Annotated in this window: 12 protein-coding genes; 3 read left to right on the top strand and 9 right to left on the bottom strand. The window is 63.6% G+C overall.

Annotation, left to right across the window (positions count from 1 at the left end; all coding sequences use genetic code 11):
- Positions 1-7: 7 nt before the first annotated feature.
- On the bottom strand, positions 8-1,870 hold the full coding sequence (locus tag ACHIRB_RS15520) for a hypothetical protein (protein WP_395124066.1): 1,863 nt from the start codon (positions 1,868-1,870) through the stop codon (positions 8-10).
- A 185-nt stretch (positions 1,871-2,055) separates the two neighbouring features.
- Here ACHIRB_RS15520 and ACHIRB_RS15515 point away from each other — a divergent pair, with 185 nt between their 5' ends.
- On the top strand, positions 2,056-3,471 hold the full coding sequence (locus ACHIRB_RS15515) for a Fis family transcriptional regulator (RefSeq protein WP_395112814.1): 1,416 nt from the start codon (positions 2,056-2,058) through the stop codon (positions 3,469-3,471).
- A gap of 323 nt (positions 3,472-3,794) precedes the next feature.
- Here ACHIRB_RS15515 and ACHIRB_RS15510 read toward each other — a convergent pair whose 3' ends face one another.
- The 4 genes from ACHIRB_RS15510 to ACHIRB_RS15495 are packed head-to-tail and all read right to left on the bottom strand — an operon-like array spanning position 3,795 to position 11,939.
- Entirely contained in the window at positions 3,795-5,033 is a 1,239-nt protein-coding gene (locus tag ACHIRB_RS15510; protein ID WP_395112813.1) for a TIGR02679 family protein, read from the bottom strand.
- Positions 5,018-9,109 carry a TIGR02680 family protein gene (locus tag ACHIRB_RS15505; RefSeq protein ID WP_395124067.1) on the bottom strand — a complete coding sequence of 1,364 codons (4,092 nt, stop codon included), beginning with the start codon at positions 9,107-9,109 and terminating at the stop codon, positions 5,018-5,020. Before ACHIRB_RS15505 ends, ACHIRB_RS15510 begins: the two co-directional genes overlap by 16 nt.
- Positions 9,106-10,326 (bottom strand): TIGR02678 family protein, encoded by a 1,221-nt coding sequence (locus ACHIRB_RS15500; RefSeq protein ID WP_395124068.1) that lies wholly within the window; start codon positions 10,324-10,326, stop codon positions 9,106-9,108. The genes ACHIRB_RS15505 and ACHIRB_RS15500 overlap by 4 nt, the downstream gene beginning before the upstream one ends.
- Positions 10,323-11,939: a TIGR02677 family protein gene (locus ACHIRB_RS15495; protein WP_395124069.1), complete on the bottom strand. Its 1,617-nt coding sequence runs from the start codon at positions 11,937-11,939 to the stop codon at positions 10,323-10,325. Before ACHIRB_RS15495 ends, ACHIRB_RS15500 begins: the two co-directional genes overlap by 4 nt.
- A 119-nt stretch (positions 11,940-12,058) precedes the next feature.
- Between ACHIRB_RS15495 and ACHIRB_RS15490 the strand changes: the two genes are divergently transcribed.
- Complete coding sequence (locus ACHIRB_RS15490; RefSeq protein ID WP_395112809.1) at positions 12,059-12,415, top strand: hypothetical protein; 357 nt, start codon at positions 12,059-12,061, stop codon at positions 12,413-12,415.
- Positions 12,416-12,474: 59 nt separating this feature from the next.
- Here ACHIRB_RS15490 and ACHIRB_RS15485 read toward each other — a convergent pair whose 3' ends face one another.
- Genes ACHIRB_RS15485 through rplN form a run of 4 tightly spaced genes read right to left on the bottom strand, consistent with a single transcriptional unit; the run spans position 12,475 to position 13,917 of the window.
- On the bottom strand, positions 12,475-12,660 hold the full coding sequence (locus ACHIRB_RS15485; protein ID WP_199703351.1) for a type Z 30S ribosomal protein S14: 186 nt from the start codon (positions 12,658-12,660) through the stop codon (positions 12,475-12,477).
- A 4-nt stretch (positions 12,661-12,664) separates the two neighbouring features.
- Positions 12,665-13,231, bottom strand: coding sequence for a 50S ribosomal protein L5 (gene rplE / locus ACHIRB_RS15480; protein WP_199703352.1), 567 nt, complete (start codon positions 13,229-13,231; stop codon positions 12,665-12,667).
- Between the two features lie 2 nt (positions 13,232-13,233).
- Positions 13,234-13,548 carry a 50S ribosomal protein L24 gene (gene rplX, locus ACHIRB_RS15475; protein WP_199703353.1) on the bottom strand — a complete coding sequence of 105 codons (315 nt, stop codon included), beginning with the start codon at positions 13,546-13,548 and terminating at the stop codon, positions 13,234-13,236.
- Positions 13,549-13,917, bottom strand: coding sequence for a 50S ribosomal protein L14 (rplN, locus tag ACHIRB_RS15470; protein WP_199703354.1), 369 nt, complete (start codon positions 13,915-13,917; stop codon positions 13,549-13,551).
- A gap of 285 nt (positions 13,918-14,202) precedes the next feature.
- Here rplN and ACHIRB_RS15465 point away from each other — a divergent pair, with 285 nt between their 5' ends.
- Positions 14,203-15,180: an ABC transporter substrate-binding protein gene (locus tag ACHIRB_RS15465; RefSeq protein WP_395112808.1), complete on the top strand. Its 978-nt coding sequence runs from the start codon at positions 14,203-14,205 to the stop codon at positions 15,178-15,180.
- Positions 15,181-15,223: the final 43 nt, after the last annotated feature.

Here is a 15,223-nt window from a genome sequence, read left to right as displayed (position 1 = left end):
TTCCTTCCTATCGTTGCGCCACGGCAATGCCGGGCGTAGTGGCTTGTGTATCGAGCGTCAGGGCGCCAGCAGCGACCCCATCTATCAGTGCTTTCTTGAGGTCTTGGGCCGCCATCGACAAGCGCCGGACATTGCTCTCGAAGCGGTCGGCTTCGCGCAGTGCTGTCTCGAGTCGTTGCGCCTCTTCCCGGCCAAAGACAGGCACGCGCCAAGTCAGCCACTCACTTTCAGCGTCGACGAGCTCATTTATCACCGTCGCCAAAACTTGCGGACCGAACTCGGCCGTCGGGCGTAGTCGGAGGATCCGTGCAGGCGCTGCCACCAACGACCCTCCAACCGGATCGACCCATGCACGAGGGAGAGGCCGTTCGACGAATATCACGTCGCCGGGATCAGTCCGTACGGCACGCGGATACAGCCTGGCAGCGTCGAACGGATCCAGCGCGAACGCTCGGTCCGGTAATACGACTACGGTTCCGTCCGAGCTTGCGTGCTTCGGATCAATTCGGCTACCTCGCTTCACGATCAGTAGGCGCTGTTCTCGAAGCTCACCGAGCGAGCGGTGCGCCAGGCGAAATCCTGCAGCCGAAGGCGCCACCAGCACATCGAAAGCCTCGACCGAAGTACTGGTCGTCAGCGTCGCGCGGTGAACCCGTTCGAGGTAAGACTGCGAGTCTGCAGTGCGAAGCGGCATTGCACGCGCACCGCGCGGTACCAGCGCTGCGCCCGCGATCACCGCGTTCAAGTCGATCGGCCGCAGGAATCGGAATGCCCGTCCTCCCAAGGGCGCCAAGGCACCGCCGACATCGACGGCAATATCGCCAAGTTCGGCAGCGGAGGCCGAATCAAAGTCCGCTACCCGAGGCGCAACAACGTTGGCTCCGCCTCGGCAAATCCAAATCGCAAGACTCTGCCGGTGCGCTTCCCGCGACAATCCCCGCGGAAGTCTCAGTGCTGCAACGAGATTACCCACTCTAAGCGACTTGGCACGCCTATCCTGGAAGGAACCGGTGAGCGTATCGGTCAATATCGACGCCGGACCTACCAAGATTGCGAAATCGCCCTTGCCGAGCCCGAGAACAATGTTGTCCATCCGGTCGAGAGCCTCCGAACCCATGCATCCGACGAGAGATTCGATATGAACTCCGACAGGAACGGTGGCAGGCTCCAACGACAACCCAAGGATGACGGCTCGACGCCGGACGGCCCTATCGGTGCCGACAACGTGATGATCGAAATCGGTCGCTAGTTTCAGCGCCCGAGCAGCATCGTCGATATGCAATGCGACGAGGTCCCTACCGACATTATCGGCACAAGCACCGACGACGCACCGCAGCAGGTCGTCAGCCTCCCCTGCGAGATCGCGGGCACCGATTTGACGCTGCAATCGTCCAGTCTCCAACCGGGACAATGCATCGGCGAGGCCCAATGATGCTTCCACAAGATCGTCTACGTAGCTCAGCAGATCTAGAGACGGTCGAAGTGCTGCGATCTCACTCATCAGGAACGAATCATCGACATCACGCTCGGCGACTTGCGCGACCCGCTCATCGTGAGTCGTCTCGGCGACCTCTTCACCCGCCAGTGCGCACCAGCACAGCAAAGTGACAGCATCCTCGATGCTTGCTCCATCCGGAACCGCCAGGGCAGGCGCGTCGAGACCGCACTCAGGGTTATTGCCGCGGCCGGTACGGGCCAGCCAGTCGACGACCTCGTCCGACGCAAACCGCTCGACGCCGTTCTCATTCGACGTTGGCTTTGGGAACGGCATCGACACACCGCGAACCAGGGGACGCTTGCGCCACATGCTGACGACCGGGCGCTGTACGTTTGCAAGGTCCGCAATATCTTGCAGGGTCAAGTCGCTCACAACGTGCACTCCCTTCTGCGTCGGACTCCACTTCGAAACAAAGCTACGCGAATCATCGACTTTTTCGAGTAGTACATCCGATAAGCCCCGTTATCAGTGATAAGTCTTGCCGCATCGGCCTGACCGGCTCACTGTTGCTTCCATCGCTCGACAGCCTGTCGATGCGAAACTCCAGGAGGCAGCACATGCATGAGCACAGCCCAATGGCCCGCTTCGACGAGACAGGCTCCGCCGTCGAAATCGAACGACTCACCCTTCGCGACAAAGATGTTGCCCGTGAGGCACAGCGATGGACCACCGGCGAACGTGGTCCGGTAGTCGAAGATCCCGACCAACTAGCGAACGCCGACCTGTCCGAATTCGTAACCGAAGCTGTAAGGATCGGCGTACACGCGCTGTCGGTCACCGGTCAAGCCCTCGAGTCACGCGCGCTCGAACGGATGCTGAAAGACGTCGGCGAACGCGCCGAAACCGCAGTGACCGCTGCATCGAGCGCCACCGACCGAGCGGTAAAGGAGGCGTCGGCGACTGTCGCCCGGGCAGCCGACGATGCCAAGAAGGCCATCACCGACGCCGATACCGCCGGCCGAAAAGAACTGACGACAGCGATCGGCGCAGCCACAAGCACCGTCAACGCAGAAGTACGACGCCTCTTCGGCGGCGACAACCCGGAGCTGCTCGACCGCCTTCGACCGGTTCTCGATAAGTTCGCGACCGACCTCGACGCGAAGGTCAACACAGCCACGAGCGACCTGCTTGCAAAGGCTGTCAAACAGTTCGACGTGAGCGACCCGACGTCCCCGATGGCTAAACACGCTGCAGAACTCTCCGAACATCAGCGGTCGCTGACCGAACAGATGGGCAAAAACCACACCGACCTCACCGCAAAGGTCGATGAGCTGACCACTGCGTTGCGAGTCAAAGAGGCAAGAGCGTCTCTCGCAAAAGTCACCCCGATCAAAGGTGACGCGTACGCCGCCCAGCTGCACACGACGCTCGCCGCTATCGCAGCCGGCCTCGGTGACGAGTACACCGATACGAGCACATCGGTAGGCGCAGTGTCGCGTTCCAAGAAGGGCGACGGGCTGTTATCCGCCGACGGCGGAGCCGCCCGCGTTGTGGTGGAAATGACGGACTCGGCCCGGGCGGGGTGGGCCGAGTACCTCGACGAGGCCGAGCGCAATCGCCTGGCTGGTGCTGCGCTCGGTCTCGTACGAACGATGGAGCAGAACGGCGGCCAGTCGATCCGCACACTCGGCCCGCGCCGCATCGTCCTCGCTTTCGACCCCGAAGTGAACGACCCGGGCCTGTTGCGCACAGTTCTCATGTTGCTGCGCGCCAGTGCTTTGACCGCGAACGCCCGCACCGGAGCCCGTCAGATCGCGACGGCCGAGGAGAAGATCACCGAGGCGGTCGCCCACTTGGCGAAGATCGACGATGTGCAGAAGGCTGCGGGAGCCATTCAGAAGAGCGCGACCAAGATCGAAAGTTCCTGCACGGCAATCCACTCCGGCATTCACCGGTTGCTGTCCGCTGCCCTGACCGCACTCGACGGCGTCGATGAGGACAGAGTACTCGCAGACTGCAGCGACGTCGCCTAGTCGTCGCCACGTCTGCACAGGTGATTCGATGACCAGCTCACGCCGCCGGATCAGGCGTCCAAGAATCAATCCCAGACGACACCGGCCGTTTGCGGTGCAAAGTGGCGCCGACTTGTCGGACCTCCGTCCATTGCCGCCGATCGCTGCCTGCCGGAGCGGAAAGATCGGTCATGCCGACCAAGAGTCCGCTGAAGCGCTCCTTGCGACGATGGATCGTGCCGATCCGAGACGGCGAGAGTCACGTGCCTATCAGTGCCAAGTCTGTACGAGCTGGCATCTGACAAGCCAGCCACAGTCGAATGCAGCCAGTAGTTGACCGTCGATCAGGGCTCAGTGCAAAGGTCGGATATGAGCGCCTCGAACACGACCTCTTCTTCCACCTGCTTGTTCTCGCGAGACATTGCTTCGCCAAGCAGCGCGTCCCAGACCGGCGCTACCGCGGTGCCCGACAAGACCGAACCGTTGTGCGCGGCAACGGCACCGGTGTAATCGGCGGCGGTGAACTGCCACGGCTCCCAAGGGCAATGGCGATGCAAGAAGTTTGCGATTCTGATCCCATACCAATCGAAATCGCCGTGGTAGCGCAGCCGCGCACCGCCCGCGACGAGTTTGGTGAGAAGCAGCAGAACCGCCGCGCCCGGCTGACCCGACGAGCAGACAAGTGGAGCGCACGCACTGCCCAAGTGCTCGGCCGCGGTGCCGACAAGCGAGCGGTTCTCGCATACCGACACCACAAGCCCGTCGACCTCGAACCTCGGCGGATCGGTGAGCAGTTGCCGAAGCGTGAGGACAACGGGCTGACCCGACTCTTGCCACGCGGCCAGCGCGCGACCGGTGCCGGACGTAGGGTCTCCCGGCAAGCCGACTGTCAAGACGACACTGCTCAGCTCGTCGCGCAGCAAGCCGACCGACGCCCAGACCATTCGGCGCCACGATGCTCCCGCACCGTCGGGTGCACCGCCGATTTCCCTTGCTCCACCGAGCACGAGTGTGGTCAGCGGCAGCCCGTCGTCGAGCCGATGCGCGGAACCGAGCACACGAGCAGCGAAACTACTTACCTGTTCAGGCTCGGCGGGAAGTTGATCGAGCACATGACAGAGCTGTTCAACCAGCAAGGCGGCAACTCCCGCGTTGCCTGCGAGTCGACGTATCAGACCCGAAGAGACCAATCCCGCGTGCCAGGACGACAGTTCTTCACGCCGGGAAGCCAAGTCTGCCAACGGTTCCAACGCCTGCGCCCATCCAGTTTCGGCCGCAGCCGCGGCGTCGGATCGCACAACGACCGCGCCGGTCAACGCAACGACCGCGGAGGCAAGCCCGTCAGGCCAAATCCCCGACGTCCGCAACAGCTCGTCGAGCTTGCCCAGCGGCACGCTGACCGACACGCCCGCGCTCGCCTTGCGGCCGAGCAATTGATCGATTGCAGCGCGTTCGTCGGGCGACACCGAGGGCAAGCTGAGTGAGCCGGTCAGCGGCAGCCCCCGCGCCATCCGCTCGCGAATGCGCTCCCGCAGCCGACGAGTCTCCGGACCACCGAGCACACGGGTCAGTCGGTCTGCCACAACCCGTCCTGCGTCGAAGGCTCGGCGACCTCTGCGGCGGCGAGTGCGGGCACTGCACGATCGACCGGCCTGCGCACCTGACCGTCCCATTCCCAATTGGTCACGAGCACTGCATCGACGCCATCGATCCGCGACAGATGTGCGATGGCGAGACCCGGAACCTCCCGATAGCACCCCCATTCACGTTCGCTCGTCATGACTACATCGAGGTCGAAGGCCGCAAGCAGGCCAAGATATTTCGCACGAGCGTTGTCGTCCACGCCTGCAAAAGCCTCGTCGAGTGTGACAAGTCGTGGGGCGTGCGGATTGCCTGCGGAGGAATAGTGCGCGGACGCTGCCGCGAACAACGGGACGCTCGCCACCAGCGCGCCTTCACCGCCGGACGAGGGCCCAACTGCCGGTCGCCATTGACCGTTCTGGTGACGCTTGATGACGAAGCGATTCCAGCGCCGGTAGTCGAGCGCCTCGACAAGATGCTCTAGCCAGGTACCCCCGACCCGATCGGCACGGACACGCTCGATCTCCCCCTGCAGAAATCCGCCGACCGCACTGCGATCTGCCTCGTTCCAGGCGTCGGCAGTCTGCCGTAGCTGCCGCCAGGCAATAGCCGCGCCCGGCGGAGCATCCTCGCGCGACTCCCAGTGCAGCCGCAGCCTCATGCCCGTGCTGGTCGGGCGTGCGTCCAGTTCGTGATTCATCCGTGCGACATGCTGCTCTGCTGTGGCGATCAGTTCCTGTAGTGTGCTCGCAACCTCGCTCACGAGGTGGTTCTCGAGAATCTCGCGCTCGCGCTCGCTAAGCAGCCGGCTACGGTCCGACACTTCCGCGGCGAGTGTTGCCGCAAGTTCGGGCACCGTCGTCGCCTTGCCGCGGAACATGACGTCGACCACAATGCTGTCCCCTACTGGCTGGGCGGACGTCGAATTCCCTTGTCGGGACAGCACATCGCCCATCGATTTGTGTTCCGCACTGACGCGGGCTTGCAAACGTTCGAACGTCTTCTCGTCATAGGCCACCGACTCGAGAGCAGCGTCGATCGAGCGGGCGAGTAAGACCGTCGGATTCGGCGCCCACTCCTCCGCCGGATCGGGATAGTCGAGGTCGGGAGCCGCAACTCGAATGAGTCCGGTGCTCGCGAAGTGCCGAAGCGTCTCGGTAGCGGCTGAGCGCTCCGCCGCAGCCAGCTCGATCTGCTCGGTCAACAATCTGCGCGCCTCGTCGGCACGGCCGCGCTTCTCCAACCAGCCATCGCGCGCAACACCCGCAGCCTTCCTCGCAAGCGTGTTGGCCCTCAGTTCGGCCGCCACCTGGTGCAGCGCGGTTTGAAGTTGCGCCACCTCCGCGCCGACGTTGGCATGCAACGTCCGAACGTATTCGGCGGCGCCGTCGGCCTCGCGTCGTTCGTCAGCGACGCGTTCTTGCAGTTCGGCGAACCGGGCGGTCGCACGTTCCAGATCGCCGCGCGCTCCTTCCTCCGCCGCGGCCGCGGCGCTGAAAGCCTCCGCAGTAGCGAACAAGCGCTCAGCCGAGACGCGGTAGTCCCCGAGCCGTTCCGCGATCTCTGTCAATGCGTCCCGAGCGATCGGCAGCCCGGAATCTAGTGCGTCAGCTTCGAGTTCGACAGCGCGCGCACCGTGTGATGCATGAGCAACATCGATTGCGGCACTTGCCTTGTCCACGGCGATTTGCAACGCCGCAAATTCCTGGCCGAGCCGAGCGAGCACCTCGTGCGCTGCGCGCACGTTGCCATCCCGTGGGAGCTCCTCGAACTCGGCGTCCACTACGGCGCGGCGTCGGCCCAACCGAGCACGGACCGCCTCGACGGCAGCCACCCGTGCGGCCGCTGCTTCAATGTCTATATGCAACAAGGCAATACGACGCCGACGCGCGGCCTCGCGAGCACCTGCGCCGACATATTGTGGCTCCGACTTCTGCCATGCTCCGGAGAGCACACCGAGACGGAACGTGCCTGCGACGTCCACCCAAGAATGGTGGGTCGACTGCGAACCCAATCCGATCGCGTCGAGAATACCGGCCACAGCGGCGGCAGGCACAGCGGCGTCCGGATCGAGCGCAGGTGACAACGCGTCGGCGAGTGTGCGCCCCCGAGCGGGATCGGCACTGGTAACGACTACTTCGCCCGCAGTTACGAGATCACCGTCGCCGGTAACCCAGGCGTCGAGAACGCCCGCCGCCTCCAGCGCGGCTTCCAGCCCGGCTCGGTCGGACTCGTCGACATCCAAGCGAAACTCGACGAGGCGCCACAATGGCGCACCCGTCCGTTCGTGCGCGACATCGATGTCGACAGTGTGCCGCCGTGGCGGCGCGGCAGTCTCTCCCGCTTCCAAGCGCGCTAGCTCGGCAGTCAATTCGGCGACGGCATCTCGATATTGGGCCTCCGCCGCACCAGCGTCCGCATCCTCCCGGGCGAGTTGTTCGATGACCGTCCGGACGTACCTCTCAGCTCGCGCAACGAGCGGATTGTCGCCGCCGAGCGTCTGCGCCCACTCGGCAAGTTCGTCGAGCACATCGTCGAGGTCTCCGAGCACCAATTCCGTTGCGGACGTGAGATGTTCGCGTGTTGCGCGCAGATAGTCGGCCGCTGCCGAGCTCACTGCTTCGTCTGCCGACGTGCGACGGTCGGCAAGCTCGGCCGCGCGCTCGTCGAGTTCGGTCCTGCGCCCGCGTGCCTCGAGTAGGTCTCGGTGCGCATTCTCGACGGCACTGATACGCGTCGCGATATGTTCGACAGCGGACTTCTGCCGAGCAACCAAAGACGCAGTCGCCCGACGTAATTCGGTGGCACCATTACTGTCCAGCCGGGAGTCCAGCGCTGCGTGTGAAGCCTCGACTGCAGCTCCGAGCGCATCGCGTCGTGCTGCGTCCCGCGCACTGGTGCGCGCGTCACGAGCCTTGTCGAGGTCGGAGTGCGCACGCTCGAATCGTTGGTGCAGACGGATCTGGTCGGCTTCGGCGCCCTCGCGTTGCACCTCGAGGTCGGCGGCGATCGAGCGGGCCTTCTCGGCGCGCTGCCGTGCATTTTCCAGGTCGCGTGAAGCATTCATGGCCTTGCTGTCGTGCAGACCTCGTTGATGTTCGAGCAGATTGGCCTCTTCGGCGCGCACAGACTCCAGCCGGGCGTCGACATCGGCGAGCTCTTCGACCGCCGCAGCGTGGCTCCGATTCGCGTCGCCAAGTTCGCGGCCCAGCTTCTCGTAGCGCGATTGCGTTGTCCGCGCGCCCTCTGCCTTACGGCGCGTCGCCACCCGCGCGTAGTTGCGATAGTGATCGAGGAATGCCGTCGCGACCACCATCGCCTCCCGCATGTCAGCGAGCTCGACACGGTCCTCTTCCAAACTGCGGAACGCCTCTGCAACATCGGCGAGAATCGCCTGCCCGAGCGGCGGCAGAGATTCTGTCAGTGCATTCGATAACGCGGCTTCGGTCGGCCGCTTCGACAACTGCGGCTGCCGAAGCTGAATCAGCAGATCCACCAAAGCGCCGTAGCGCTGCTCGCCAAGACCGAACAGCGTCTCGTCAACGGCCCGACGATAGTCACGAGCCTTGTCGTAGCGCTGACCGGCTTCACCCAAGGCATCTGTCAGCCGATCCTTCGTCAAAGGAGTGCGGTGCGCGTCGACTAGATGAAGGTCGGCTCCTACCCGCGCCTGGGTTACGAAGAACCAGGGCGTGACGCCGCGGCCGGCAACAGCCTTCATACCGCAGCCGATTGTGCGGTAATGCTCCGCGCCGTTGGAATCGCAGCGGCCGAACTCGAGCCACGTGTAACCCACCCGTTCTGGATGTGGATGCACACCACCTAGGAGCAGATTCCATTCCATTCTTTTCCGCGGATCCGCGTCAGGCTCTACGCGATGCGCCGATAGGTCCGCGTCGAGCAGGAACGGAAGCAGAAGGGCGAGAACTTTCGACTTGCCGGTTCCGTTGTTACCGCGCAGCAACAACCGGCCGTCGCGGAACCAAAACTCCTCGACGTCGTAGTAGAAGACGTCGATCAGCCCCGCACGCAAGGGCTTCCAGCGCTCCGCAGTCGGTCGAGGCAACGTAGCGCTCATCGATTCGCCCCCGCGCTGCGGCTGCCACTTACCGTGGGCTCCGCCAACGCGTAGCGCGAGATCGCGGGCAGCGGCCGCACGCCGTCGACGGACCGCTGCACCAGTCGCAATGCCTCGAGTTTTCTGATCGCGGTCTCTACCAGTTCAGCCTCGGCACCATCTTCGGCGGACGCACGTTTCCACACCCGGCGTCGGACATGATCAGCTGCGATACGTGCGACCTTGCCTCGCAGGTCTGCAACGGGAACACAGGTACCGATATCGCGCGAAAGCCACTCCGCGACAAGCAAAGTCACGTGACCGTCCGTTCCGATCTCCGGCATCCGCACATCCGTCAAGTCGTCGGCGGGGTCGACCATCGCAATACCTTCGGCACGCGTCTCGGCGACAAGACCCGTGAATGCTTGGATGCGACCGCAGATTGCCGAGCGCTGGCGCGTGAAGTATGCAAGCTCGGGCTCGGCCAGCGTGTCGTAGTACAGGACAGGTTCGTCGAGAAGAATTCTGGTGAGTCGGAATCGGATTCGCCGATTTCGCTGCTCGTCCGTCGCTGCGGGCAGTTCGGCGGTGATGCCGTCGAGACGATCTTCGATCGAATCGGCGCTCACCATCGACGGACCGCGGGTGGTGGTCAAAAGCGCTGACGTGATGCGGCGTCGCACGTCGTATAAAACGTCACCCGTGTTGTCGACGAAGGCCTGCTCCTCACCAGCCACGCGCGTGAGCACCCCGAGCTCGAGCAATAACCTCGCTGCGGCAACGAGGTCTCCGCGCTCGTCGCGACTGCCGAGGGTGAACGCGACACCGGCATCTACAAGACCGGGATCCGCTGCCGCCGCGACGATGTGCTCAGCCAGTCGGCCAAGCGTTATCTGGCTGTCCGCGCGCTCGAGTACCGCGAGCGCCAAGCAGGTGACGACGTAGCGGCGCCTGCTGAATGCGATCTTGCGGTGTCGGTCGAGCGCAGGGTGCGTGTGGTCTGCGGTGCCTGGCACTGTCTTGACCAGCCGAGCGACCTCCGAGTTCACCACTAGACGCCAACCGGTCTCCCGATCGAACCACTCCCTCAGCTCACGGAGATGGCGGGTGACGAGCACAAACGCCACACCCTCCGCGCCGTCGGCGCGAAGCAAAGGCTTGCGAAGCAGAGCCCGCGCGGCGCGGCGTTGGTCGGCGATGCGTTGTGCCGTTACCGCATCGGTCAGCGCGGTGGTCACACTGCCTCCGAACGCGACACGCTGAGGTCGGTAATGCGGAGTAGTTGGTCAGGGCCTCGAAATACGCCGGCGTCGGTATAGATCTCTGCAATCTGATCGCCGTCGAGCTGATGGAGGCTTACAGCAAGCGAGCCGTCCGACGTCGTCGTCTCGACGGTCCCTTTTCCGGGCGTCTTTGCTGAGAGTGCGTCGCCGAGCAGTCGAAGGAACAGTCCGAACTCTTGGGGCTCCAGCGCTCCGAGGTCGGACAGTCGGCACGAAGCACCAACCTTCGCCGCAAGAGTTTCCCGTGCTGCGGCGGTCTGCGCAGCCTCGACGGCCGCACGCTCGGCAAGAAACCGCTTCCGCTCGCTGCGGTCGATCACATTGTTGGGTTTGCCCCTCCGCTCGTAATGTCCGGTCTCGCGCAGCCGTGGGCTGATCGTGATGGGTGGCGCCGCGGTCCATGACGTCGTCGGCCGGACCGGTGACGTTTGGCGTGCATCTAGCGTCTCGGCATCGATCGTGAGATGCCGAGATGAGTGCAAGCCGAACGCGGAACGCCACAACCGATGCAACGATGCGTCATCCGGTGCTTGCGCAAACCAGAGAGCGAGAGTGCGGAAGTCTGCGCTGCGGTCGGAGCGCCCAGCGCGGCGGTCGTTGAGGGTGGAGACAACGGCAAGCAGTCGCGGTACCGCGGCACGAGCCTGCGTCCGCAGCAAGGATGCCTGACTGGCGCGTCCAGGCTCGGACAGGAACCAACCTCGAAAACCTACCCACCGGTCCGCCCATAGCAGGCGCTGGCGCACGAACTCGCGATTCGGGCCGTCAGCGTCTTCACCCGGCGCGGCGTCGGCGCTCACTCTGCTGGCTGCGATGTCGAGCAATCGCTCGACGCCCAGCTCCTGCAGCGCAATTACGAGACCCGCAATCTCTGCGCCCGTCGCCACGAGGTCCTTGATAAACCGTTCGAGATACTCGATCAGCCTGTCCTTGTAGGCTAGGAACGCGTCCACCTCCGCATCGCGCAGATCGATCGTCCGCTGCAACGACGACATGAACGCCTGCGCATTATCGGCGAGATCGGTGAATCGAGACGTGAGCTGATCCAATGAGAGGTGCACTCGTGCAGCGTCGGGATCGGGCACAGCCGCAAGTTCCACCAACGCGCGCAGCTGCACGACGATGTCGCCGAGAGCTGCGGCCTGCAACGCACCCCGACGTCCTAGTGCTTCCTCGTAGGCCGCCAGAGCATCCTCTGCCGCTTCGCCCTCGCGGGTCAACTGAAATAGATAGCGAGCACGATGAAACTCCTCGATGGTGCTCACCCGGCTCGTATCCGGATCGGATCGCAAGTTTCCCCACGCCTGCAGGCGCCCGAGCGCGTCCACAACCGTTTCGAGGTCCGGGGCCGTCGCGCCTGAATCCACCAGGTAGTCGCGGACGTCCTCGGGCCGCAGGTGCACGGTGAAGCGTCGCTTCGCGACGACGAACGCTGACATGATCCGCCGGTACTGGCCTGCGTTGACCGCGTTGACGTGCGCGAACGGCTTTGGACCCGACGCTTCCGCCGGCAGTGCTTCGGCTTCGGCTTCAGCTTCGGGAACGCCGGGCGCAGCGTACTCATTCATGTCCACTCCTAGAGGCATCGGGAAGAAGTGTAGTTCTGCAACCCGACAAGACACGGCCGACGGGCGATCGAGTGCGCTAAGCACCCGACGCTGTCAGCCACTCCGAGTACCCTCTTCCCATGAGCGAATCGGGGGATTTGGAAGCAGGGGTGGCAGCACTCGAGACGACGGTCGGCGAGCTGAAGCAAACAGTTCAGCGCACAGAGCAGGATGCCGCGGCTGCGCGTGTCCTTGCGGGTGGGGCAGACCGCGATGTCGTCGAGATTCGTGGCGAGATTCGCGAGTTCCGTGAGCTGAACACGCTGCTGCACAACGCAACACGGGCGGATATCGTCGGCATTCACACCGAAAGTTCCAACCTTAGAAGCACGATGAACAGCGGCTTCACCGAAATGCGCGCCAAATTCGATGCGGTCGCGGCGGGCCAACATCAGATCGTCGAGTTGATCACCCAGGTGATCGACCGAAACGACTGAGAACGCCGAAAGGCACGGACTCCACAGGGAGTCCGTGCCCAACGTTCAGCTGAAGCTGTTTACCAGGAGCTCTTGCGAACGCCCGGCAGTTCGCCGCGGTGCGCCATCTCGCGCACGCAGATGCGGCACAATCCGAACTTGCGGAACACCGCGTGCGGTCGGCCGCATCGCTGGCAGCGCGTGTATGCACGCACCGCGAACTTGGGCTTCTTGTTGGCCTTGTTGACCAGCGCCTTCTTCGCCATGTACTCAGTTCTCCTTGAACGGAAAGCCGAGGTGCTTGAGCAATGCACGGCCTTCGTCGTTGTTGGTCGCGGTGGTCACAACGGTGATGTCCATACCGCGGGGCCGATCGATGTTGTCGACGTCGATCTCGTGGAACATCGACTGCTCGTTGAGGCCGAACGTGTAGTTGCCGTTGCCGTCGAACTGCTTCGGCGACAGGCCACGGAAGTCCCTGATGCGGGGCAGTGCGATCGAGGTGAGGCGATCGAGGAACTCCCACATACGGTCGCCACGAAGGGTGACGCGTGCGCCGATCGGCATGCCTTCGCGCAGCTTGAACTGTGCGATGGACTTACGAGCCTTGCGGATCTCGGGCTTCTGGCCGGTGATCAGTGCGAGGTCTGCGACCGCGCCGTTGATCAGCTTCGCGTCACGAGCGGCGTCGCCGACACCCATGTTGACGACGACCTTGACGACGCCGGGGATCTGCATGACGTTGTCGTAGTTGAACTCTTCGTTCAGGGCGTCTTTGATCTCCGCGCGGTAGCGCAGCTTCAGACGGGGCTGAACTTTGTTCTCGGTGGTGGTCATTATCAGATGTCCTTCCCGCTCTTACGGGAAATCCGGACCCGCTTGCCGTTCTCGTCCGTCCGGTAGCCGACTCGAGTCGAGTTGCCATCGGAGTCGACGACTGCCACGTTCGAGACGTGGATCGGGGCTTCCTGGGTCACGATTCCGCCGGACTGCGCGCCACGCTGGTTGGCGGAGACTGCGGTGTGCTTCTTGATGCGGTTGACGCCCTCGACGAGGACCTTGTCGGTCGCGGGGTAGGACGCAATGACCTTGCCCTTCGCGCCCTTGTCCTTGCCAGAGATGACGAGAACGGTGTCGCCCTTATGAATCTTCACTCAGACCACCTCCGGTGCCAACGACACGATCTTCATGAACTTCTTGTCGCGCAGTTCGCGACCGACCGGTCCGAAGATGCGGGTGCCACGGGGATCGTGGTCCGGCTTGATGAGGACGGCTGCGTTCTCGTCGAACTTGATGTAAGAACCGTCCGGCCTGCGGCGCTCCTTGGTGGTGCGCACGATGACGGCCTTGACGACCTCACCCTTTTTGATGTTGCCGCCTGGGATCGCGTCTTTGACGGTGGCGACGATGATGTCGCCGATCCCGGCGTAGCGACGTGACGAACCACCGAGAACGCGGATGCACAAGATTTCCTTGGCGCCCGTGTTGTCGGCGACGCGAAGTCGCGACTCCTGCTGAATCACTTGGTCTACTCCCTGACCTGGATTTGGTGTACGCCGGATTCCGACCCGGCGGACATGGTCGTGTCGCCACCGGACGCGCGCCTGCCCGCGGTGTTTGACGACCACAGGGGGTTCACTGCCGGATCATGGACATAGCTGTCCGCAGGCAACCAAGCGAGTGTAGGCGAATCCGCAGGTCTCCTCCAAATCCAGGTCCCATATACTTGCTTAGCCTTACCTACATCGGGCACTTTTTGCAGTCCACCGCGTTCGGCACACGTCGACGCAACGAACCAGGAGTAGCCGTTGAGCACAAATCGAACATCCGCACGCGGGTGGCGGAAGGTCGCGGCCGCGATGCTGGCGAGCGGACTCGCGCTCACCGCCGTGGCGTGTGGTTCCGACACCGGCGAGGCGGGTAACTCCGACAACTCCATCACCATCAAGCACCAAAAGGGCGAGACGACGATCGAAGGCACCCCCACCCGGATCGTCGCGATCGGCAACCAGTGGATCGACGCCACACTGTCCCTCGGCGTCACACCGGTCGGTTACGTCGACAATATCGCCGTCGTCGGCGGCGGCAAGTCCGCGCCGTGGGAGCCCGCAGCGCTGCAGGACGGCGAGTCCCTCAAACCGACCGCCGAGCTGGTCGAACAGATCGCAGCGCTGAACCCGGATCTGATTCTCGCCTCAGGATTCGCCGTCGATCAGGCCAAGTACGACCAGCTGAGCAAGCTGGCACCGACGATCAGCGACATCGGGTCCGCACAGGTCGACCCCTGGGGAGATCAGGTCTCGACACTCGGCCGCGTTCTGAACAAGGAAGCCGAGGCCGACAAGGTCATCGCGGACGTCAACGGCCAGATCGACGCGGTCGCGAAGAAGTACCCCGGTCTGCAGGGCAAGACCTTCCTGACGTGCTTCCTCGCAGGCGCGACGCAGTTGATGGTGCTCGCCGATCCCAAGGACGGCAGCAGCGAGATGTTCATCAAGCTCGGCATGTCGGTGCCACCGAAGTTGGCGGAAGAGTCGAGTAAAGGCGGACGGCTTGCGCTGTCACCGGAACGCTTCGGCGATCTGACCTCCGACCTACTGGTCGCGACCGGTCAGGAGGAGCCGTACAAGAAGCTTCCCGCGTACGCAACACTGCCGTCGGTCGAGAAGGGCAGCATCATCTTCCTCGACATCGTCGACATCAGCGGTCTGAACCAGCCGACACCACTGTCGTTGCCGTACCTGCTGAAGAAGCTCGAGCCTGCGCTCGCGAATGCCGCCAAGTAATACGGTGTTGCGCGGTGTGAGGGCTCCCCTCACATCGGCCGAC

The sequence above is a fragment of the Antrihabitans spumae genome (assembly GCF_043944905.1).
Classification (GTDB): Bacteria; Actinomycetota; Actinomycetes; order Mycobacteriales; family Mycobacteriaceae; genus Antrihabitans; species Antrihabitans spumae.
Note: the sequence above shows the minus strand (reverse complement) of the source record. Positions and strands in the feature narration are given on the sequence as shown.